General features: G+C 34.6%; 23 protein-coding genes and 1 pseudogene. 6 read left to right on the top strand and 18 right to left on the bottom strand.

What is annotated here, in order from left to right; all coding sequences use genetic code 11:
• Nucleotides 1-81: 81 nt before the first annotated feature.
• Together I6L50_RS18740 and I6L50_RS35865 are read left to right on the top strand one after the other, a co-directional pair.
• Entirely contained in the window at nucleotides 82-450 is a 369-nt protein-coding gene (locus tag I6L50_RS18740) for an FtsB family cell division protein (protein WP_219302309.1), read from the top strand.
• Nucleotides 451-647: 197 nt separating this feature from the next.
• Nucleotides 648-704, top strand: a pseudogene (locus tag I6L50_RS35865) (exosporium leader peptide-containing protein); the annotation flags it as partial.
• A gap of 17 nt (nucleotides 705-721) precedes the next feature.
• On the opposite strand, the gene I6L50_RS34945 reads toward I6L50_RS35865, so the two are convergent.
• Nucleotides 722-925: a hypothetical protein gene (locus I6L50_RS34945; RefSeq protein WP_257475401.1), complete on the bottom strand. Its 204-nt coding sequence runs from the start codon at nucleotides 923-925 to the stop codon at nucleotides 722-724.
• A 45-nt stretch (nucleotides 926-970) separates the two neighbouring features.
• The gene (locus I6L50_RS34940) at nucleotides 971-1,180 is read right to left on the bottom strand and encodes a hypothetical protein (RefSeq protein ID WP_374108427.1); all 210 of its coding nucleotides are present in this window, start codon (nucleotides 1,178-1,180) and stop codon (nucleotides 971-973) included.
• 423 nt (nucleotides 1,181-1,603) lie between these two features.
• On the opposite strand from I6L50_RS34940, the gene I6L50_RS18730 reads away from it, so the two are divergent.
• On the top strand, nucleotides 1,604-1,801 hold the full coding sequence (locus I6L50_RS18730) for a hypothetical protein (RefSeq protein WP_061690213.1): 198 nt from the start codon (nucleotides 1,604-1,606) through the stop codon (nucleotides 1,799-1,801).
• Nucleotides 1,802-2,242: 441 nt separating this feature from the next.
• Here I6L50_RS18730 and I6L50_RS18725 read toward each other — a convergent pair whose 3' ends face one another.
• The 13 genes from I6L50_RS18725 to I6L50_RS18665 all read right to left on the bottom strand — a co-directional run bounded on the left by I6L50_RS18725 (nucleotide 2,243) and on the right by I6L50_RS18665 (nucleotide 15,345).
• The gene (locus I6L50_RS18725) at nucleotides 2,243-4,183 is read right to left on the bottom strand and encodes an AMP-binding protein (RefSeq protein ID WP_113936465.1); all 1,941 of its coding nucleotides are present in this window, start codon (nucleotides 4,181-4,183) and stop codon (nucleotides 2,243-2,245) included.
• Between the two features lie 49 nt (nucleotides 4,184-4,232).
• A complete protein-coding gene (locus I6L50_RS18720; protein WP_113936466.1) occupies nucleotides 4,233-5,774 on the bottom strand; it encodes an acyl-CoA carboxylase subunit beta in 1,542 nt (513 codons plus the stop codon).
• Between the two features lie 2 nt (nucleotides 5,775-5,776).
• Nucleotides 5,777-6,565 (bottom strand): enoyl-CoA hydratase, encoded by a 789-nt coding sequence (locus I6L50_RS18715; RefSeq protein WP_219302308.1) that lies wholly within the window; start codon nucleotides 6,563-6,565, stop codon nucleotides 5,777-5,779.
• Nucleotides 6,566-6,569: 4 nt separating this feature from the next.
• Nucleotides 6,570-7,481, bottom strand: coding sequence for a hydroxymethylglutaryl-CoA lyase (gene mvaB / locus I6L50_RS18710; RefSeq protein WP_219302307.1), 912 nt, complete (start codon nucleotides 7,479-7,481; stop codon nucleotides 6,570-6,572).
• A gap of 21 nt (nucleotides 7,482-7,502) precedes the next feature.
• Nucleotides 7,503-7,718 carry an acetyl-CoA carboxylase biotin carboxyl carrier protein subunit gene (locus I6L50_RS18705; protein ID WP_001985297.1) on the bottom strand — a complete coding sequence of 72 codons (216 nt, stop codon included), beginning with the start codon at nucleotides 7,716-7,718 and terminating at the stop codon, nucleotides 7,503-7,505.
• Between the two features lie 26 nt (nucleotides 7,719-7,744).
• A complete protein-coding gene (locus I6L50_RS18700) occupies nucleotides 7,745-9,082 on the bottom strand; it encodes an acetyl-CoA carboxylase biotin carboxylase subunit (RefSeq protein ID WP_002136442.1) in 1,338 nt (445 codons plus the stop codon).
• 15 nt (nucleotides 9,083-9,097) lie between these two features.
• Nucleotides 9,098-10,243, bottom strand: coding sequence for an acyl-CoA dehydrogenase (locus I6L50_RS18695; RefSeq protein ID WP_002032227.1), 1,146 nt, complete (start codon nucleotides 10,241-10,243; stop codon nucleotides 9,098-9,100).
• A gap of 216 nt (nucleotides 10,244-10,459) precedes the next feature.
• Nucleotides 10,460-11,428, bottom strand: a complete 969-nt coding sequence (locus tag I6L50_RS18690) for a YbgA family protein (RefSeq protein WP_219302306.1) — start codon at nucleotides 11,426-11,428, stop codon at nucleotides 10,460-10,462.
• A 4-nt stretch (nucleotides 11,429-11,432) separates the two neighbouring features.
• Nucleotides 11,433-12,086 (bottom strand): TetR/AcrR family transcriptional regulator, encoded by a 654-nt coding sequence (locus I6L50_RS18685; RefSeq protein ID WP_002065518.1) that lies wholly within the window; start codon nucleotides 12,084-12,086, stop codon nucleotides 11,433-11,435.
• A 24-nt stretch (nucleotides 12,087-12,110) separates the two neighbouring features.
• A complete protein-coding gene (locus I6L50_RS18680; protein ID WP_002085449.1) occupies nucleotides 12,111-13,130 on the bottom strand; it encodes an ABC transporter permease in 1,020 nt (339 codons plus the stop codon).
• Nucleotides 13,127-13,852 carry an ABC transporter ATP-binding protein gene (locus tag I6L50_RS18675; protein WP_002032219.1) on the bottom strand — a complete coding sequence of 242 codons (726 nt, stop codon included), beginning with the start codon at nucleotides 13,850-13,852 and terminating at the stop codon, nucleotides 13,127-13,129. The genes I6L50_RS18680 and I6L50_RS18675 overlap by 4 nt, the downstream gene beginning before the upstream one ends.
• 182 nt (nucleotides 13,853-14,034) lie before the next feature.
• Nucleotides 14,035-14,286, bottom strand: coding sequence for a hypothetical protein (locus I6L50_RS18670; protein WP_002017002.1), 252 nt, complete (start codon nucleotides 14,284-14,286; stop codon nucleotides 14,035-14,037).
• A 216-nt stretch (nucleotides 14,287-14,502) separates the two neighbouring features.
• Entirely contained in the window at nucleotides 14,503-15,345 is an 843-nt protein-coding gene (locus I6L50_RS18665; RefSeq protein ID WP_219302304.1) for a metallophosphoesterase, read from the bottom strand.
• 599 nt (nucleotides 15,346-15,944) lie between these two features.
• Between I6L50_RS18665 and I6L50_RS18660 the strand changes: the two genes are divergently transcribed.
• Together I6L50_RS18660 and I6L50_RS18655 are read left to right on the top strand one after the other, a co-directional pair.
• On the top strand, nucleotides 15,945-16,514 hold the full coding sequence (locus tag I6L50_RS18660; RefSeq protein WP_002016999.1) for a hypothetical protein: 570 nt from the start codon (nucleotides 15,945-15,947) through the stop codon (nucleotides 16,512-16,514).
• Nucleotides 16,515-16,935: 421 nt separating this feature from the next.
• Nucleotides 16,936-18,351: a phosphatidylinositol-specific phospholipase C gene (locus I6L50_RS18655; protein ID WP_219302303.1), complete on the top strand. Its 1,416-nt coding sequence runs from the start codon at nucleotides 16,936-16,938 to the stop codon at nucleotides 18,349-18,351.
• Between the two features lie 153 nt (nucleotides 18,352-18,504).
• Here I6L50_RS18655 and I6L50_RS18650 read toward each other — a convergent pair whose 3' ends face one another.
• A complete protein-coding gene (locus I6L50_RS18650; RefSeq protein ID WP_219302301.1) occupies nucleotides 18,505-19,881 on the bottom strand; it encodes a lytic polysaccharide monooxygenase in 1,377 nt (458 codons plus the stop codon).
• 288 nt (nucleotides 19,882-20,169) lie between these two features.
• Nucleotides 20,170-20,745 (bottom strand): TetR/AcrR family transcriptional regulator, encoded by a 576-nt coding sequence (locus I6L50_RS18645; RefSeq protein WP_219302300.1) that lies wholly within the window; start codon nucleotides 20,743-20,745, stop codon nucleotides 20,170-20,172.
• Between the two features lie 147 nt (nucleotides 20,746-20,892).
• On the opposite strand from I6L50_RS18645, the gene I6L50_RS18640 reads away from it, so the two are divergent.
• Nucleotides 20,893-22,020 (top strand): alpha/beta fold hydrolase, encoded by a 1,128-nt coding sequence (locus I6L50_RS18640; protein ID WP_219302299.1) that lies wholly within the window; start codon nucleotides 20,893-20,895, stop codon nucleotides 22,018-22,020.
• A gap of 179 nt (nucleotides 22,021-22,199) precedes the next feature.
• Here the strand turns inward: I6L50_RS18640 and I6L50_RS18635 are convergent, their stop codons facing one another.
• Nucleotides 22,200-22,493, bottom strand: a complete 294-nt coding sequence (locus I6L50_RS18635; RefSeq protein ID WP_219302298.1) for an ArsR/SmtB family transcription factor — start codon at nucleotides 22,491-22,493, stop codon at nucleotides 22,200-22,202.
• Between the last annotated feature and the right edge of the window lie 371 nt (nucleotides 22,494-22,864).

Raw genomic sequence — 22,864 nt, 5'->3', positions numbered from 1 at the left:
AATATCTTCTAAAATTCCCATTGAACATTTATAATACTTTTAAACGATTTAAATTCTACAATCAGTAATGGAGGCATTTTAATGGGAAACATCCCAAAAATATCATCACAACAATCAAATCCTAAGATACCCTCACAGCAAGTGAACCCTAATACCCAACAAGGTCATATTAAAAAAACAAGACGCCGTATTATAATTACTTTGGCTATTATATTACCTATAATTTTTGCCCTTCAATATTCTCTGAATAACCAACAAGAAATGATTAAAGAAAAACAAATCACACTGAATACGGAGCAACAAAAATTATCTTCTGTAAAGAAGGATGGTCATTCCCTTAAGAATGATGTTAAAGTTTTAACAGGTAGTGAAGAAGAAATTTTAAAATTCGCAAGGAAACTGTATGGATTTTCTAAACCGAATGAAACTATATTTCAAATAACTGAATAAAATTACACTGCATTACCCAAAAGGCGATTTGAAGATAATCGCCTTTTTATATTTAATTTCTAAAGTAATCATACTAATCTCTCTTTCTATCAAATAACTATTTTGTTTAATTTATTAAAATACAACCGCTTGTCCATTTCACTTTGCTCTATCATTACATTTACTATTAGTAATACGATTTTTAGAGGTGATATATAATGGACGAGTTTTTATCTTTTGCTGCACTTAATCCGAGTTCTATTGGACCTACACTTCCACCTGTTCAACCCTTTCAATTCCCTACTGGTCCCACCGGTTCTACAGGAGCTACTGGTGCTACCGGTTCAACTGGTTCAACTGGACCAACTGGACCAACTGGACCAACCGGACCAACCGGACCAACCGGACCAACCGGACCAACTGGACCAACTGGACCAACTGGATTTAATCTTCCTGCTGGGCCTGCATCTATTACCTTGACTTCTAACGAAACCACAGCATGTGTATCCACTCAAGGAAATAATACTTTATTTTTTTCGGGTCAAGTATTAGTAAACGGTAGTCCTACTCCAGGAGTAGTAGTCAGTTTTTCATTTAGTAACCCTTCTCTTGCTTTCATGGTTCCTCTTGCTGTCATTACCAATGCTTCAGGTAACTTTACCGCTGTATTTCTAGCCGCTAATGGGCCTGGAACAGTAACCGTTACTGCTTCACTTCTTGATTGGCAAACGTCACTATTACCATTGTGAATTGTCCGTAACGGTTTTATTTTTAAGGACTAAGCAATTTCTGATAAGATGAGCACAGATTTACAGTGCTCATCTTATCATTGGGATGTTCCTTTCAAATGAAATTTCGTAGCATCCAACGAATGGGATCTAGTTACCACTAATAGAAATGTTCAAGTAACCCCCATTCATTATCTGTTGTCATTTTTGAAAGGACTTGTTCCATACAACAGGTCCTATTTAATCTACACCATACTAAAATAACGCTTTCATTAAGGACTAATGATCTTTATATTTCTTAAGCTTGTCATCACAAGTACTTTTTATTATTAGTTAAATTCTCAATATAGTTTGTGTATATAATTCCATTCAAAGATACATAATACCCACGTAACTATTTAAAAAACATCGTTTTTATATCTAAGTTCAAAAAGGAGCTACATAACATGGATAAGAAAAATCTATTAAGTCAACAACTTGATTATGTGTCATCGGATGCGCTGAATACTCCTAGTAAAGCCCAAGAGCAAATGCAAGAGGCATCTCAGGAGGCACATGATTCAAATAAAAAGGACAGTACTCAAGCTTTACATGGCGAAGATTTACCAATTTCTGATGTATATAGAACAACGAACAAACAGTAAATTTAAAAGGGAAAAATCTTAAGAACGAGTGAACTTAATTCTTTTCCCTTTTCCTATTTAAATAATATTTTTATATGAAACACGTACACATTTTTGACACATCCACTATCACAATCTCCTGAAAATTCGTGATAATATTAATTTGTCGGATACGCCAAATTTCGACATTGAACGACAATATTATCTCCCTTATCGAATCCCTGTCCCCCAGGGATTTCTCCTTTTATTCATTACTTTTTCTTCACTAAATTTTCATTCTTAACAAAATTCAATCACTCCATTGAATAGACAGTCTCAGTATCCTATTTTGATAAAAACTAAAAACAAACAGACATACTTACCACTAATAGTAGATTTTTTAACTTCAAATTTACTTTTTTTCTCTTATCTTTTTGTGAACATTAAAAATGAGCTCTATTTACATAGAGCTCATTCGTAATGTTATAGTTTGCTAGACTGTAGTCCTTGAATGAAGGGTACTACTTCGGGATTTACTAGTGACGATAAATCGCCTAACTCTTTTCCTAAGTAAGCTGCTTTAATAACACGTCGCATTACTTTAGAATTACGTGTTTTTGGTAAATCTTCTACAACATGAATATCTTTTGGACATAATGCTTTTCCGATATGAGAATTTACTAAACTCATTAATTCTTTCTTTAATTCTGCTGTAAATATTACACCGTCTCGTAATACTACAAAGCAATGACAAACCTCACCTTTAACATCGTCAGGTACACCAATTGCAGCTGCTTCTATTACATTATTATGTTTCACAAGAATAGATTCATATTCAGCAGGTCCAATACGTTTTCCAGCAATGTTTAACGTATCATCTGAACGGCCTGTAATGATATATTGTTCACCGTCATAAATGACCCAGTCACCATGAACCCATTTATTTTCAAAGCGTGACCAATATGTGTTTACATAACGTTCATCATCTTCCCAGAAACTTTTCGTCATACCTACCCAAGGTTTTTCTAAACATAATTCTCCGACTTCATCTCGAATTGGTTTACCTCGATCATCAAGTACAACCGCTGCCATTCCTGGTAAAGATGCGTTAAAACTAATCGGTGCGATCGGCTTAATTAGGACATTCCCGAAAATCCCACCTGAAATTTCAGTTCCACCTGAATAGTTACAAATTGGTACTTTACCTTTACCAACTGTATTAAATAACCACATCCATGGGTCTGGATTCCAAGGTTCTCCTGTTGATGCGAATACTTCTAAACTCTTTAACGAGTGTTTATTTACATATTCATCACCTTTTGCCATTAATGCACGGATTAACGTTGGCGAAATACCGAGATGAGTAATTTCATATTTATCAACTGTCTCCCATAAGCGATCTGCTTCTGGGAAGTCTGGAACACCTTCGTACATAACCATTGTTGCGCCATTAATTAAAGAGCCGAATAGTAAAAATGGTCCCATCATCCAGCCCATATCAGTTACCCATAATACGCGGTCGCCTTGTTTTATATTCATTCCAAATCCTGCATCAAATGCAGATTTTAGCGGGAAACCAGCATGTGTGTGTACTGTCCCCTTCGGCTTACCAGTCGTTCCAGATGTATATATAAGCATTAATGGATCATCACTGTTCATTTCTTCAGCATGTCTAAATGGTTTTTCTTTTTCTAACGTACTCCATGAAAAATCATAATTATGCGGTGTAAAATCATTTCCTGCATGACGAACAATTACCACCTTTTCAACAGTTGGACAATGTTCACAAGCTTTATCCACTTCATCTTTTAATGAAACAATTTTCCCACGGCGTGAAAAGCCATCTGCGGTAATAATCATTTTTGAACCAGCTGCTTGTACACGTGTCATTACTGCATCAGCAGCAAAACCTGAGAATATTGGTGAAATAATCGCTCCAATTTTCATTACCGCTAACATAGCAACAACTGTTTCAGGAATCATTGGCATGTAAATTGTTACACGATCACCTTTTTCAATACCAGCATGTTTCAAACCGTTGGCAACACGGCTTACCCAGCTATCAAGCTCTTCATATGTAAATGATTTTGAAGTTCCGTTTTCCCCTTCATACATAAGTGCTGCTTGTGTTTTCATTTTATCGTCTGCAAGCCAGCGAGATAAAGCAGATTCTACAACGTTACAAGTTCCCTCAGTATACCACTGTGCAAACGGTGTACCATTTTCTAAATCTAACACTTCTGTATATGGTTTCATCCACTGATAGCCAACTGCTCTCTCAGCTTCTCCCCAAAACCATGCTGTTTCTTCAATTGACTTATTATAAAAAGCTTCGTAATCTTCATAGCCTAATGATTTCATCCAACCAAATAAACGCGTTTTTTCTTTATATTCTTCTGTTGGAAACCAAACTGCTTGTTTCAATGTTTTCCCCTCCTTGACTTTTTGAGCAAGAAAGCCCTAAATAGGGCTTTTAAACTGGATATACAGGATGTTTACGATCCGTGAATACTTGATATTTACTCATATACATTTCGAATCGTCCTTTTAACTCTTCACGTAAATTATTTGGATGAACAATACCATCGATCACCATCTCTGATGCTAAACGGTAAATATCAATATCTTTCTTATACTCTTCTCGTTTTTCAGCAATAAAGCTTGCACGCTCTTCTTCTGGTAAAGCTGCAATTTTATTTGCATATACAGCATTGACTGCTGCTTCTGGACCCATTACTGCAATAGAAGCTGTCGGTAATGCTAAGCAGCAATCTGGTTCAAACGCTGGACCTGCCATTGCATATAAGCCAGCTCCATATGCTTTTCGAACGACGATAGAAATTTTCGGTACAGTTGCTTCACTCATTGCAGAGATCATTTTTGCACCGTGACGAATAATTCCGGCACGTTCTACTTTTGTACCAATCATAAATCCAGGTACATCTGCAAGGAATAATAATGGGATATGGTATGCATCGCATAAATTTATAAACTTCGCTGCTTTATCAGCTGAATCGTGGAATAAAACGCCGCCCTTCATACGCGGCTGATTTGCAATAATGCCAATTGGCTTACCATCAATACGCGCTAAACCTGTAATTAGTTCTTGAGCAAATAATTTTTTCACTTCAAAGAAAGAACTTTCATCAATAATTCTGTTAATGAGATCTTTCATATTGAAAGGAGCATTTTGATTTTCTGGAATGATTTCTTCTAACGTTTTATCGAACTGTTTCGGTTCTTGAGGTGTAATCAAAGGAGTCTTTTCTAAATAGTTACTTGGAAAATAAGAAATATATTGTCTTGCTTGCGTAATTGCATCTTCTTCTGTTTTACATAAAACATCTCCGCATCCTGATACTGAGCAATGCATACGTGCTCCGCCCATTTCTTCTAAAGTTACCTTCTCACCGATAACCATTTCAGCCATACGCGGAGACCCTAAATACATAGAAGCATTTCCTTCAACCATCATAACAACGTCACAAAATGCTGGAATATACGCACCACCAGCCGCTGAAGGTCCAAATAATAAACAAATTTGTGGCACTTTACCAGATAATTTCACTTGGTTATAAAAGATCCTTCCTGCACCGCGGCGTCCAGGGAACATTTCAACTTGATCTGTAATACGTGCCCCAGCAGAGTCAACTAAATAAAATAACGGTACACGTAATTTCTCAGCCGTTTCTTGAATACGTAAAATCTTTTCAACTGTACGTGCTCCCCATGATCCAGCTTTTACAGTTGAATCATTTGCCATTACGCACGCAGTACGACCATGTATTTTACCAGTCGCAGTTACAACGCCGTCAGCTGGTAATCCAGTTTGTTCACAATTTGCAAATAATGCATCTTCCACATATTCACCATTATCGAATAAAAGAGCTAAACGATCTCGAACAAAAAGTTTTCCTTTTGCTTTGTTTTGTTCATGATATTTCGGTGCCCCGCCTTGCTTAATTGTTTCAACCCGTTCTTCAAATGAATTAGATTGTTGTTTTTGATCTAACATATTTACTCCCCCTTATACATTGGTTTGCGTTTTTCCTTGAATGCCTGTAATCCTTCTAATCTATCTTTCGTATCGATTACGCCCTCATACGCCTGTTTTTCCATTTGTAAGCCGGTATGTAAATCTACTTGAATACCATTTGAAATTGCTTCTTTTGCTAATCGAACGGCAATTGGACCATTATTAGCAATTCGATCTGCAATTTTAATTGCTTTCTCTTCTAGTAAATCAGCTGGTACTACGAATTCCACTAAACCATACTCTTTCGCTTCTTGCGCCGAAATACGTCTTCCTGTATAAATTAATTCTTTCGCTCTACCAACTCCAATTAATCTAGGTAAGCGCTGAGTACCACCCGCCCCAGGTATAATTGCAAGGGAAGTTTCCGTGAGACCTAGACTTGCAGTGTCAGAAGCAATTCTAAAATCACAAGCTAAGCTTAATTCAGTACCTCCACCAAGTGCGATTCCGTTAATAGCAGCAATAACTGGTTGTGGTAATTGTTCAACCATCTCCATAGTAGAACGAATCATACCCACAGCATGGCGAACTTGTTCTTCACTCATGTTGGCACGCTCTTTTAGATCAGCACCAGCGCAAAATGCTTTTTCGCCATCCCCTGTTAAAATAACAACGCGCGTATTTGATTCTTCGTTTATTTGAGTTAATATAGTTTGTAATTCTTCTAATAATGCCAAAGATAATGAGTTTGCTTGTCTTTCACGATTTAACGAAATCTTTACAACGTGCGGTGTAACATAGTCAACTGAAATGTTTTGTAATTGTAGCATCTTCTCACCTACTTATCGTTTTATGTTGGAGCGCTCTATACACATGACTCGGTAATTGGATATTTAACTTACTTTGAATAAACTGACTAGCTCTCAATAACTTTTCTTCATCAATATTAGTTTGGACTCCCAGCTTATGGAGCATATGCACTAAGTCATCAGTAGCAACATTACCCGATGCTCCTGGTGCATAAGGACATCCTCCGAGTCCACCACAAGAACTATCAAACGTTGTAATACCATATTCTAAAGACTTAACTACATTCGCCAGAGCCATTCCATACGTATTATGAAAATGCATTGCAAACTGCGAAGCATCATACTTCTTTAATAGATGTTCTAATACTTGTTCTACTTGTAACGGATTCGCTACACCAATCGTGTCACCAAGAGAGATTTCATAAATACCGTATGAAAATAGTTGATTACATATTTCGTCAACTGCTGTGGCACTTATATCCCCTTCATAAGGACATCCAAATACAGTAGAAACATAGCCTCTTACCTTTTTACCTTCGAACGTTGCCTGTTTTGTTATATCTTCAATTACAGCTAATGCTTCTTTAATAGATTTATTAATATTACTTTTATTGTGAGATTCACTTGCTGATAAAAAAACATTCACCTCATCTACATTTTGCAAAAAAGCTCGTTCCAAACCATTTTGATTCGGAACAAGCGCTGCATATGTAACATTTGGATCCCTTTTTAGCTCAGAAAATACATCACTTGCATCTGCTAATGCAGGAACCCATTTAGGGTGAACGAATGAGGAAACTTCAACGTACGACAATCCCGCTTCTGTAAGTAGTTGAATCCATTTTACTTTATCTTTTGTGCCAACAATCTTTTTTTCATTCTGTAAGCCATCACGCGGCCCGACTTCTTTAATGACAGCAAAATTAGGTAGTTTCAATTCGCTTCCCCCTATATCTCCCTATTCAATTTCTAGTAATACATCTCCTTCATTTACAAAATCGCCTTCTTGTACGTTAATTTTCATAACAGTTCCGGCTTCTTCTGAAACGATTGGAATTTCCATTTTCATAGATTCCAAAATGACGACATCCTGCTCTTCCTCTACTGTATCTCCTACTCCTACAACAATTTTCCAAACATTTCCTGCCATCGATGCATATACTTTCGTCATCATTTTTTCCCCCTTAATATTCATAACTCTTATTTTTTAACAAGTTGTTTCGTTACAAAACCTGTTGTATAAATACCACTTTTGAACACATCGTCTCCGAGTACTTGCAGTAACATTGGTGTGTTTGTTTTAATACCTTCTACTTTTAACTCTTCTAGTGCAATTTTCAATTTTGAAATCGCTTCTTCACGAGTTTCACCATGAGCGATTACTTTCGCAATCATTGGATCATAGAAAGGTGTAATCGTTACTTGATTCTCCAAAAAATGATCAATACGTATATTTGTTGGTAACGTTAAATCTGTAATTTTCCCAGGTGATGGGAAGAATGTTTTCGGATCTTCTGCATAAATACGAGCCTCAATGGCATGACCACTACGTTTTACATCATCCTGTGTAAATGATAGCTTCTCACCATATGCGATAAGTAATTGTTGTTCAACTAAGTCTAACCCAGTAATTTCTTCTGTAACTGGATGTTCTACTTGTAATCTCGTATTCATTTCTAAGAAATAAAAGTTCTTTTGATCATCTACAAGAAACTCAACTGTACCTGCATTTGTATAACCAAGTGCTTTAGCAGCTTGTACAGCAACTTCTCCCATAGCCTTTCGTGTACCCTCATCTAAAAATGGTGAAGGTGCTTCTTCAATTACTTTTTGATTTCGGCGCTGCACTGAACATTCGCGTTCCCATAAATACACTGTATTACCATGTGTATCTGCTAAAAGCTGAATTTCAATATGATGTGCATCTGCTATATAGCGCTCTAAATACATTTCTCCGTTACCAAAGAAATTTTGCGCTCTTGTTTTATTACTTTCAAATGCTTTGGTGAGCGTTTGCTCAGTTTCCATCAACTGCATTCCAATGCCTCCGCCGCCCGCGGATGCCTTAAGCATTAATGGATAACCAATTTGTTTCGCAATTTCAATTGCTTCTTCAGCAGTTTCAATATTTGTAGTAATGCCTGGAACTACTGGCACATCTGCTGCTTGCATCGCTATACGTGACTCAATTTTACTTCCCATCTTAGTAATGATTTCTTCTGAAGGACCGATAAATACGATTCCTTCTTCTTTACAGCGAATCGGAAAAGATGGATTCTCTGATAATAATCCGTACCCCGGATGGATTGCTTCAGCATTTGTCTTCTTAGCTATTTCAATAATTTTTTCAAGGTTTAAATAGCTTTCTTGGACACGTGGACCGCCTACTAAGTAAGCTTCATTTGCCAATTTTACATGAAGGGCATTTTCATCAGCCTCAGAATAAATAGCAACGGTACGAATGCCAAGTTTTTGACAAGTTTTCATAATACGAACTGCGATTTCCCCGCGATTAGCAATTAATATTTTTTGAAACATAGTGACTCCTCCTTTTTATCTACATCCTAAATGTCTTGCAATTACGAGACGTTGAATTTCAGAAGTTCCTTCACCAATTTCTAACAGTTTTGCATCACGAATATATCGTTCAACTTCATATTCGCGCATATAGCCATATCCACCATGAATTTGTACTGCATGATTTGCTATACGACTTGCAGCTTCAGATGCAAACAACTTTGCCATAGCCGCTTCTTTACCGAAAGGTTTATCGTTATCTTTTAACCAAGCTGCTTTATGTACTAAATTACGCGCTAATTCTACTTCAGTCGCCATATCAGCCAATTTAAATTGAATCGCTTGGAAATTAGAAATCGGTTTTCCAAATTGTTGACGTTCTTTCGCATATTGTAATGCACGTTCAAATGCAGATTGTGCAATACCTACTGCTAATGCTGCAATTGAAATACGTCCTCCATCAAGTGTATATAAGAATTGTTTAAATCCTTTATTTACATCACCAAGAATATTTTCTTTCGGTACACGTACACCATCAAGTACGATTTCACAAGTATTAGAAGCACGAACACCCATCTTATCGTAAGGGCTTGAAATCGTTAATCCTTCACTAGTAGTCGGTACGATAAATGCAGAAATACGTTTTTTACCATTGTCTTCAAAACCGTTGATAGCGGTTACAATAATTGTGTTTGCATACTCTGCGTTTGTAATCCAGCACTTTTCACCACTAATAACATATTCATCACCATCTAAAATTGCTTTCGTTTGTGTGCCCCCTGCATCAGATCCAGCATTTGGCTCCGTTAATCCGAAAGCACCTAACGTTTTACCTGACGCCATTGGAACTAAAAATTTCTGTTTTTGTTCTTCTGTACCGAAATAATAAATTGGAGAAGCACCTAATGAAATTGTTGCAGCATAGCTTAAACCTGTTCCACCACAAGCACGACCAATCTCTTCAACAGCTAACGCGTACGATAACGTATCGCCACCTGAACCTCCATACTCTTCCGGGAATGGGATACCTAACAATCCTAGTTCGCCCATTTTTTGAAATGTTTCATATGGAAATTCCGCAGTTTTGTCATAATATACAGCTTTCGGTGCGATTTCCTTTTCAGCAAAGTCACGTACCATTTCTTTAATCATTTGTTTTTCGCGAGTTAGAGTAAATTCCATTCCGCTACACACCCCTTATCGAATATTGAGTTTCGACAGCGTGCGAGTTTCTACTACAAACATTACTTCTTAAAAGACACGAATATTAGTTAGACAATTGCTATAATTCTGTCATAACTTAATTTTAAAACAGATTCTGTACCAATGCACAAAAAAATTCCTACATTGTTCTACAACAACATAGGAGGTTTTGTGTCGAATTATGTAATTTATTGTTTAATAATCTCTACCTTTTCCCGAATCAGAAATTTCTACTAACCCTTCAGGGTATGGCTCAAAATATGTTTGTCTTAATAAATACTTTTCATCAAATCGAATGGCCCATGATTTTAAAATTGTAAGCAAACTACTAAGTGGTATTTTCTTTTCTGCATATTTTTGTATCAGTTCTAGAAAATGATCTTTTTCTTGTTTTTTTAGCTTTGTTTTAAAATATCCGAAAATGTGCTCACATACATTTACATTCGATGTATAGCGAGGCGCGCGCATAAATAATTCATATAAAGTCTTCTCATAGTTATCAAATACGACTTCCATTGTTTCATTTTTTTGATTTGCAATAATACGCCCTAATTCTTTTTGTTTCACCTGATTATATGCCATAAATAAATACTTATAATCTGATTGAAACGCTACGAGTTCTTTTATGTTTTTAGTATGTTTAATCATTTTGTAATGCGCGATTGTAAACAATCTTGTAAAGAAATGCTCTCTAATAATAAAATTCGACAATCTACCTTCTTCTTCAATTGGAAGATGCGAAAATTTTTTTATTACTGCTCCGCCAAATAATCCAGTTCCTTTTCCTTTTATTGGCCCTTTTTCAAAACCAGAATAGATTTTCACATCACGAGTTCCGCAACTTGGCGAACGATTCTTCAAAATAAAACCGTCAACTTCAGGTAATGTTTGTAAAAATGCATTTGAAAATTCATTCATTTTTTCAGTTACATCTTCTTGTATTGACGGCTGTACAAGCATATTCGCTCCATTTTTTTCTACAATACGTATCGTTTCACGAGGAGTCCCTAAACCAATTTCTACTTCAGGACATACAGGTATAAATGTAACAAATGGCTGCAAGTTTCGAATTGTTAAATCTGGAACCATCTCTCCATTATAACGACAGGCATCAAATTCTAAACATTTACTTACAACAATTATCGGTTTAGCAAATTGTCGCATCACATTACCTCCGTGGCGTTAGTCCATACAATATAAATTGAATCGTATTTTCAATTTCCACTTCATCGTCCCATTTCTCTTCCGGCAATAATAAAAACCTCGTTAAGAGCAACCCTAATACAGCTGATAAAGTAAGACGTAATACGGAAGATGGCGGAAGTTCAATAATTTCCCCTTCTTCTTGAAACTTTGCAATCAGTTTTTTAAAATGTACAAGCAGTTCTGTTTCTATTAATTGTTGTATTTCACTTTTTAGTTCCGGCTGAAATGGTACTTCTTGAATTAATATTTTTATCATTGGAAAGTGCTTTTTAGCAAATTCAAATCTATTTTGAATTATTACTCTTAAAAGCACTTCATACGATTCATACTCTGTTTTAAATATTTCTTTTGCAAAGGCTTGTACGAAAAATGGTGCAGCAAACTTTGTTAAGGTCGGCATCACGACTGCAAACAATAAATCTTTTTTCGTTTTATAGTAGCGGAAGATTGTTCCTTCCGCTACACCAGCTCGCTTTGCAATTTCACTCGTTGAAGTTGAGGCGTACCCTTTTTCTCCAAACATATCAACAGCTGCCTCTAATATACGCATTTGACGTTCATTACGTTTATCAGTATTCGTTGCGGCAACTAATTCTTCCAGCCAATCCTTCTTCATTTATTGTGCTCCTTTTTATCATCATTATATTTTGCGATGTTTCTTTAATGCAAATACATTTCCTACTGCAAATAATAGTGAAAAAAGTAGTAATACAGTAAGATCTAATGCAATCTCTGTAAACCCTTGATTCCGAATCATTACTTGTCTCATAGCGTCAGCACCATATGTGAGTGGAAATAATTTACCTAACATTTGTAACCATGTATTCATGGATTCCATTGGAAACAACCCAGAAAAGAAGACTTGTGGCACGATAACAAGCGGTATAAATTGAATCATTTGAAATTCATTATTTGCGTATGCCGATAAAAATGTGCCTAATGTTAGTGCAGTTAAAGAAAGCATACATGTTATAAGTAGCGTTAGCCATATTGAGCCAGCTACATATAAATCTAAAATATAAACTGAAAAACTTACAATTATAATAGATTGTATAAATGCAAAGATTCCAAAACCAATAATATATCCTAAAACTATTTCCCATCTTCTCACTGGTGTGGACAATAATCTCTCTAATGTACCACTTAAACGTTCTCTTACAAAAGATACTCCGGACAATATAAATACAAAGAAAAATGTAAAGAAACCAATTAATACGGGACCAAGCCCATCGAACATCGTAATGTCTTTAGAGCCATGTAAATAATCCACTTCAGGCTTCATCATTGATACATCATTCTTCTCTGTACTCTTTTGCAATACTTGAAGTACCGCACGGTTTTTTGATGAATCACTGCCTTCTAATAGAAGATTCATTTTTCCATTTTCTAAATGAATTACTGCATCTACCTTTTGCTTCTCTAATTCCGAAATTGCTTTGTCTTTACTATATTCATAAATTGATGCTTCTTGATTTTTCATTACTTTTACTATAGGAGCAGGTACATCGACTACAGCAATATGCGGTATATAGTCTTTTTGTGTAAATACTAGCGACAATAACCAAAGTAATAACATTGGTGCCCCAAACATCATTGCTAAAGAACGCTTATCTCGAAAAAATTGACGAATGATACGGATGACTACACCATTAACTCTCATGATTCAATCACTCCTTCTAACATAAAGACATCTTCAATTCGTCCAGAAGATGTTTGTTTTTTCAATTCCTCCGGTGTGCCAATCGCAACTAAATTCCCTTCTCTAATTAGCCCTAGACGTTCGCAAAATTCAGCTTCATCCATAATGTGCGTTGTTACAATAATAGTTGTTCCTTTCTTTTTAAGGTCATAAAACTTCTCCCAAATCGATTTTCGAAGTAGAGGATCTATCCCAACTGTTGGCTCATCTAAAATTAATATTTCTGGTTCATGAAGGAGTGCTATCGCCAATGATAAACGTTTTTTCATTCCACCTGAAAAATGCTGTACTTGCTTTTTCATATGCTCTGATAATTGCACAAGTTCAAAAACTTCTACGATTCTCTCCTTCTTACGCTTACCTTTTAACCCATACATCGTTGCAATAAAATCTGCATTTTCATATGCCGATAGTTCTTCGTATAATGCATCAGCCTGAGCCATATAACCAATTCTTTTCATTTCATTTAGATTAGGCATGTTTGTATTAAAAACAATTACATCCCCTGTAGTTGACTCATTAATACCTGCAATCATTTTAATGAGTGTTGTTTTCCCTGATCCGGAAGGTCCAACCAAGCCAAAAATTTCTGCTTTTTCTACTTGCAGCGAAAGGTTATGCAAAACTTCTTTTTTCCCAAAACTTTTTGATACATCTCGTAAAATAATTGAAGGTTGCTGCACTAAAAATCCCCCTTTTCTTTAAAATGAGTGAGTACTCACTTTTATTTTACTCTCGAATTATTATATGTCAAACTTTTCAAACATATTTTTTCTGTTATTTACTAAATCAATGAAACAGAGTCGACATTAGAATATCTTTTCTTAAAGTCGACTCTGTTTCATTGTAAATTATTCGATTTTTGTTATGTTTTTAAATTTAAATACCTTCTAATTCTAGCAACATCTAAAGAATATTCGATAACTATTTGCTGTATTGGTAATATAACCGTTTCCGGATATAAATGTGCATATTGTAACGTTTCTGCATACTTTTCCAACCGTTTTTCTAAATACTTTACAATTTGCTCAGGATGACTTACTAATAAAGACGTACTATAATAATGAATTTGCTCCTCAATCGCCGTATATTCTTCAATTTCAAATTCTTTATGCATTTGTACACCCCTTTATATTTTTAATATTGCTTAATAATAACTATTTTAACTCGACTAATTTTTAAGTTTTTTGATTATTTACACTATAACAAACTCAATAGGTCAAATTTTGTTACTTTATGTAACCTTGAAAAATTTTAACAAAATTGTAATGGAAACTTGTACTCAAGAAAAACTACCTTTAAATTATTCTCCTGAACAAAAAAGCCATACAGATTAATTTAACTGCACGACTACAATCTCAGGTCTATTAAAAACTCTTTGCGGAATGATACTATTGCCTAATCCTCTACTAACTATCATAGACGTATTTTGTTGTTCATATAAACCCGCTGTATATTTGGGCAGTATTCCTTGATTAGGAGCAACTAATCCCCCGATAAAAGGTAACCGAACTTGTCCCCCATGTGCATGACCCGATAACACTAAATCTACTTTCTCCTCAGCATACTCTTCTAGAAATTCAGGCCTATGGGATAATAATACATTATACCTATCTGGCTGCGTTTCAATTTTTGCTTTTACAATTGCATCTTTTACAATACTTCCTTCATCAATATCTCCAGTATTAAATTCCGGATCATCAATTCCTAACAAGTTTATTTCGTGTCCTCCCTTTTGTATTATTACATGTTCATTTCTTAAAACAGTGACATGCTGTTTCTTTAATTTTTTTTCTAAACTGTTATATTTTCCTGACCATTTTTCATGATTTCCTGTCACAAAATATACTGGATATTCCTTCACAAGTTCTCGTATTACTTGCATACTCATTTCTGCATCGTACGATTTACTGTCTATTAAATCACCCGTAATAGCAATAATATCTGGATTTATGCTTTTTACTTTTTGAATTAAAACGTCTTGATTATCACCAAATTTTTTATTATGTAAATCTGAAATTTGTAGTATTTTATATCCTTTAAAAGAAGAGGGAATTTTACTAGAGGTTATTTTAACCTCAGTTATACTTATTAAATTGTTTTGTAAATATAAAAAGATACTAATGCCTACTAATATACCAATAATTAATATGATTCTTTTAGTCTTCTTGTTCATACTTCCTCCTAAAATCTTAATCAGTACTACAGTTCACAATAAATATTACGTGCCCTTCGCATTCAGAATAACTGAAATTTTTTAATTGATTTGTAGTATTTGTTATAGTTTTATACGCCACTTATAAAATTTTTCAATCGCATGTGTGTATGATGTCATGCTCATTTTTCAGTAATTTTATAGCAGATCACTGGAATATCTTCATAATATTAACATTTATCTTACTTAGTTTGATAACTATATCATGATATTTCCTATGGTTTTTTATAAAAATATTGTGTACTTTTCTCGAAGTATATACGACATTTGATTACAAATATATTATTACCACTACGATTTTAATTTATTTAAAACGTACAAAGAGAGAATTGAAACACTAAATTGCCTTATGAAAAGGTATTACTGTATCATTTGTTAGAAAATTGAAAAAACGTGTGTAGATAGCTATCATTGTAAGTGCATATATAATTAACTTTAATTTTCTGACATAATTTCACATAATTCTTAAACTATTTTTTTCGTGCATTATGAAATAAAATATTGCCCCATGTCAGTCTTTAAAAAATTATATATCATAACTTTAAGGGAGGAAGAAAACTATGAAGATGAAAAGAAAAATCATGATGACGACAGCACTTGCAGCTACATTGGCTACAGGTGCACTACCAAGTACATCGGTGTTTGCTGCTGAAAAAGAGGCTCCTATCCAACAAGAAGAGACACAGATGAGTATTCAACCATTTGCACAAAATAATTTGGAAACAGCAGTTAAAGCTGCCTTAAATGGTCCAGAAGTTAAAAAAATTAAAGTATTTGAGCATGAATTTAATGTAAAACCAATTGAAGTAGTAAATTTAGGTGGCGGTAAAACATATGTTAAGGGACAAATTTCTCATCATTTAAGTTTTCGTCCAGATGATCAATTTTATTATGAGTTTACAGTGCAAGATGGAAAGGTAATAGATAAGCCTGTATTTAATATTGATAGAGGTGGTTGGACACCATTTGCTGCTCCACTTTTATCAATTCTTGCTGCGTATAATGGGATTCCAGTTAATCCAAATGATTTAAATGCACTTGGTCAACAGATTGGAAAAGTGATAGATGGAAGCTGGGAACATGCAGCCCAATCTATCGCAACTGTAGTTAGTTTAAGTTTTAATGAGTAGAATTTCTTAATTTTTGTTAGCCTAACAGAGTCCCATTTTTCATAAGTAACCTTGTTATAAAAAATTCTGAAACAGCTATAAATAGATTTTTACCACTCAGTCACATTATCTTGATTTGTTAACCACCTTATCATTCATTATATGTCACAAAATAGAAGTCTTTTTTAAGACTTCTGTTTTGTTTGTATACAGTACAGCGGAAAGTTTGTTTTTTACCTATCTATGCTTCAATTCTTTAAGAATCCGTTTGACTATTAGATGCAATTTATTACAATAAACTATTAAAATCTCAAATAACTTCCTACCCTATTTTGATTTTTTCAAACACAAAAATTCATTACTTTAAGAATGAAAACAATAGATGTAGTAAAAAATCATCTTGTTTTATTATATCTATTGTTTAAAAGTCAGGAGAGATAAAATGAACAAAATAAAAATGAGGAATTTTTTTAAAATTAGTATCCTTACTTGTTTCACACTAGCAAGTTTAAGTACACCATCTACTATTTTTGCTGATAGTCATCCAGGTTATTCCTATGAATCCAATATAGGCTATCAAAACCCAGCATGGATGTCGAAAGTAGCAGATTCAACAAAATTGAGTGAAATATCTATTCCAGGGACTCACGGTACAATGGCTTTACATGGAGCAAGTTTTCTTGATGAAAATTTGACAAGAAATCAAACTATGAGTCTACCACAACAATTAAATTCCGGAATTCGATATGTAGATATGCGTGTTAAATGTGTAAAAGATTCTTTTGCAATGTACCATGGGATTGTAAATCAAAAAGCAATGTTTGAAGATGTATTAAAAGAGGCAATTCAATTTTTAAAAGATCATCCTACAGAAACAATTTTAATGCGCTTAAAAGAAGAAACTACTCCTGAAAGTGGCTCACTATCATTCGAGGAAATACTTAATAAATACAAAGGCCTTAATTCTTCCTATTTTTGGGATCCGAGTTCTGTACCAACTTCAAAAAGAAATAATCCTACTCTAGGAGACATCCGAGGGAAAATTGTAGTCTTACAAAACTTTACAGCCTCTCAGCAATATGGTGTTAATTACGATAGCTTAAATATACAAGATACATTTGAAATTGAAAACGGACCGGACGGAATGTATGAAAAATGGAATGCGGTGAAAACCCACCTTCAAAATGCAAATAATAATTTTAACAATGATAAAATCTATCTTAACCATTTTAGTGGCACAGGTGGTGCTGCTGCATTATTAAATAATGTTTATCCTTGGTTTGTTGCAAGTGGTAAAGAGAGCAGAAATACTGATAGTAACCCCAAGATGATTCAAAAAGCTACAACTAATGCGTGGGAAGATTTCCCTCGTGATATAAATGGTCAAGTATTTTATGGTGGAATGAATACACTTGGGACCGAACTCTTGCAACAAGGTGGAATTAAACATTCTGGTATTATCGCAGCTGATTTTCCTGGTCCAGGTTTAATTGATAGTATCATTAAATTAAATGGTATACATTCGAATGAAAAAGAAATATTAATTTCGCAAATTTCATCCGAATCTAGCCCTTTATCCGGACAACAAAATCGATCCAGTCAAAACTTTAAAATTGATAGTTTACCTGTAGGTACTAAGGAATTAAAATGGATTATTGAGCCTTCAGAAAAAGATCATCCTTCTTCTATCTCTTTCAATGTAATGATTGACGTTTCCCTAGGTACAGATTCTACTCGTTGGAAAAATATTTCACATGGATCTAGGACTGAAGCTTATACGAATGCTAAATATTATATTGCAAGCCCACTTGGTGCCACTAACAAATTTACAGTGAAAATATACGCTATTACAAATTAAAAAATAAAGAATCCCAATGGAATTCCTTTTTGATGGAATACCATTGGGGTTCTTTAATAATTTCATTTCGTATATATTGGGATGAAGAGTAAAAATTGCACCCCTGTTCCGGTATTGCACATAGAATAAGTGATAACTACCCTTTTCCACTTATCATTTATTTAAAACTGGCTTCCAAAGCGATAGTGCAAAAATCCAATTTGGATCGCCGTTCCCTTGATAACTTTGAATCGCTTCATACACTTTTCCCTCATGTACTACTTTATCACCTTTATTGTATGCTTTTCTTGCATCCCATTTTTCATAAGTAGAGTCCTCTAGTTTTGTTGCTACAGTTAAAACATCACTTCTACTAGACTCATTTCCAGCTAAATCAACCGCCGTCACTACATATTTATACGATGTATTAGTTTTTAAATCTTTATCCATAAAGGATGTATTATCCGCTGTCCCAATTTTATTCATAACCCCAGTGCTTTCTCTATATACAACATAATGATCAACACCTACATTATCTTCAGACGCACCCCACATCAAATCAACAGTTGTCGCTGTTGTACCCATACTATGTAATCCTTTTGGTTGAGTCGGAGCCTCTTTATCTGGAGTTTCATTCGTTGTCTTAACCTTTAGTTTTTCACTTTCTTTTGATATGTTTCCAGCAGCGTCTAATGCCTTTATTGTATAGGTATATTCCGTATTTGCTTTTAGTTTTTTATCAGTAAAAGTTGTACTTAGTACCGTACCAATTACTTCTCCATTACGTAACACTTGATATTCTTTTACGCCTATATTATCATTTGAGGCCTTCCATGTTAGTTCAACACTATTGGCAGAAACTTTAGACGCATTTAATCCAGTTGGTTGACTTGGAGCTACTGTATCGGGAGCTTCATTATTTACTAGATTTACATCAATTACATTATAAAACGCATTTGACGTATCTGCTACATCCCATACAGCTAAAATAACATGATAACCATTGCGATCAGTTGGTACATTAATTGTATGTGTTAAATTATTTGATGCTGCCGAACCGTCATGTTTCACAGTTCCAATTGGTTCTAATTCAGCACGTGTTAATGGTTTATTAGGATCCCATCCCTTTTTGGTAATGTAATAATGCCATTTACTTGTAGAATGTGCCGCTGTGTATTTCCATGTAAATGTATTTGCTCCCCCCTTTATTGTGTTTTTGAACCAGCGATTTGATGTTTGTTGGTCAAGAATCCCTCCAAACAGTCCTCCTGCCGAAGCGATTTTCCCATCAATCGGTCCACCATCTGGGAATCCTTTAGGTGCTTCTAGACTTTGAGGTTCGTACATTACATTTCCACAATTTAAATTTAATGCTCCATAATTCTGACTACATAAAGCAGCACGACTACTCGGCTTTTCAACAAACCCATGTGCATATGCACTTTGAGGAATCATTGTAATTGCCGTCACCCCTACAGCTAAAACACAAGCACCAATTCCTTTTTTACTTTTTCTTAATATTTCTAACTTAGATGTTAACTTCAAATTCATACTTGTCCCCCCAATATATTGTTTATGCTAATATAATAGCAATATAGGGATAAACGAACAAATCACCTACTAATATATTAATAGTTCAATAACATAAACACATTTAGTTTATTTATTAACCTGATATGGGGATAAATTAAGCAAATTAATTCTATTTTGTAACATTATGTAGTAAAGAGTTTATAAAAAACCAATAAAGATTCACAAAAAATCCAAATATCGATTACTTAATTTTTTACAACCACACCCCACACGATAACTACATTATTAAGCAGGTTTCATGATTTATTACATTCTCTCGCCACCTGACAAAATCAGATCAAAAACATATCCCTGCATATTATCGATTAATTCAACCACATCTGGATTTTTATCGTTGCTCAGCGACCAATTGATTGACACCATTGCATTTGCTGTATACAACTGAGCTACAAAGTCAATCGGCACACTTACTTCAACCTGCTGCTCTTTCAAATAGGAATAGCAGGCATTATATAAAATGGATTCTAATTCTAAACGTAAATCCGCTGAGGGAACACGTACATGGAGTAAAGTTGCAATCTCTTTTTTTCGCGCTGAGATCTTATCGGTTATCATATTAATAGCTTGAGCCACATTTCCATTCTCTATTAAGGCGAAACGAAATTCAATTTCTTCCTTGAACCAGCAGACATAATTTTGCACTAATTTTTCCAAAAGATCATATTTATCTGCAAAATGGCTGTAAAATGTGGACTTACTCACCATAGCATTTATGCAAATATCTTTAGTTGTAATTCGCCCAAACTCTTTTTCGTTCAAGAGGGTAATAAGTGTATTAGAAATATTTTTCTTCGTTTTATAAACGCGAACATCCTCTCCCATTAATAATCAATCTCCTTCCCAAAGTTGCTTATCAAACCATTTATATCCTTATGGTTCGATTTCGTACTTCTTACCCTCTCCTGCTTGTTGTTTCTTTAATATACTTCTCTTATCCTTACCTTGTAGTCAAATATAAGGAGGGATTTTATGTTTAAACAGTATGTAAACAACGAACAGTTCAATTTGCAAATTAACCGTTTTTTCAACGATTTCTATCAAGACGATGAGCGGGCAAATCAGGATTTGCAAGCCATCATCCCAAGACTTACAGACACGGACAGCTGGTATAACACTTGGATAGAATATGCAGCAATGCGGGAGCATCAGAAAGACTTCGATCTAGCTTCGGTTTATTATCAGGCTGCCGAGTTTTATATGGAATCCTCCGATCCAAAAAAAGAAAAAGTCTACCAAAAATACCGTGAAACTTTTTATAAGGGCTTTCATGACTTTGAGTATGAAACCTATCAAATTCCTTATGAAGATTCCTATCTTCCTGCAATCAAATTCATGACACCAGGCGCATGTAATACACTACTTTTCTTTGGAGGCTACGATTCCTACATGGAGGAAATGATGAAAATGATGAACTACCTCATAGGAATCAATTATAATATTATAGTTTTTGATGGACCTGGACAAGGAACAGCACTGAAAAACGGCTTAAAATTCATCCACAACTGGGAGAAGCCCGTTTCCACAGTCATTGACTATTTCAAACTTGACCGTGTTAGTATTCTCGGAGCTTCTTGGGGCGGCTACTTGGCAATGCGTGCCGCCGCTTTTGAAAAACGAATCGACAAAGTCATCGCCTTTAATATTTTTTATAGTGGCCTTGATGCACTCAAGATGCGCATGCCGGATAATATCTGGAATAAATTGACCACGCTTCTGGCTACTAATGAAGCTGACAAAATTAATACCATGTTTAAACACATGATGGCCACCAGCATCGACCTGAACTGGAAAGTTAAAAAAGGTATGGAAAATACAGGTGAAAAAACGCCATTTAACTTACTTAAAAACTTTGAAAAACATACGATGGCAGGAATCGGTCAGTTCATAAATCAAGAAGTATTGCTCCTGGCTGGTGAAGACGATCAGTACGTTCCAATTAGCCGATTACCGCAAATCGAATCGGAGCTATGTAATGCAGCCTCCATCACTTCTGTAGTTTTCACTAAGAAAACTGGTGGTGAACAACATTGTCAGGCCGGTCATCGTCACTTAGCTTTTGATGAAATTAAAAGATTTTTGCGACATAAATTATATTGAAAAATATGAAGCGTTTTAGCACTTTCAAAATTTTTCTTTTATTAGCACATTAGAACATGGTGACCATCGTGTCACTACTCAAAAAAACTGATATTATTTTCATAAAAGAAATCCCCCACATATTTGTGGGGGATTATTCTGCGTTTTACTTATAATGAAATATGTGAAGTTTTGTTTATTTACAAACCTAAAATTCCAACAATCTGACTCGCCTTTAAATTAGTAATATAATAGTACATCTCTAAACCCTTTTTTTCAGCCTTTAGCACCTTACCCCTCATTTTCGATAAATGTTGGGAAACAGTGGATTGTGGAATTTTTAAAAGCTTCGTCAATTGTGTAACATTACATTTTTTATACTGAATTAACTCGTTTATAATTTGCAATCGAATTGGATGTGCCATTATTTTTAACATATCTACATCCTCTTCAGTTATTACACTCTTTTTCATTTCACTTTTATACATTTTCATAAGAAATTCTCCTTTATTATCCGTGCATTTCCGCACGTCTTTTAATTAGAAGTACATTCTAAAATTATTACGGTTTAATATTCTTACTTTTTGGTATATTGAAGTTTATATTTTCAAAATAATATAATTCTAGAAACGCCTTACACACATATTGTAAAATTCCAATATGTGATTCATATGAACTTAATATACGGTTTAAATGAATCTTATATAATGAATCTCACTTCACTACGGAGACACTGTTGAAACTTTACTTCAATAACTCTGTAGGAAACTTATAAACAACTAAAAAAGGACACACCTATAGCATATGTATGCGTAGGTGTGTCCTTTTCTAAGATAAATTTTAGAGTATTAACTTCTTTTTATCC

Source organism: Bacillus sp. FDAARGOS_1420 (assembly GCF_019344915.1).
GTDB lineage: Bacteria > Bacillota > Bacilli > Bacillales > Bacillaceae_G > Bacillus_A > Bacillus_A mycoides.
This window is presented reverse-complemented; position numbering and strand designations above follow the sequence as displayed.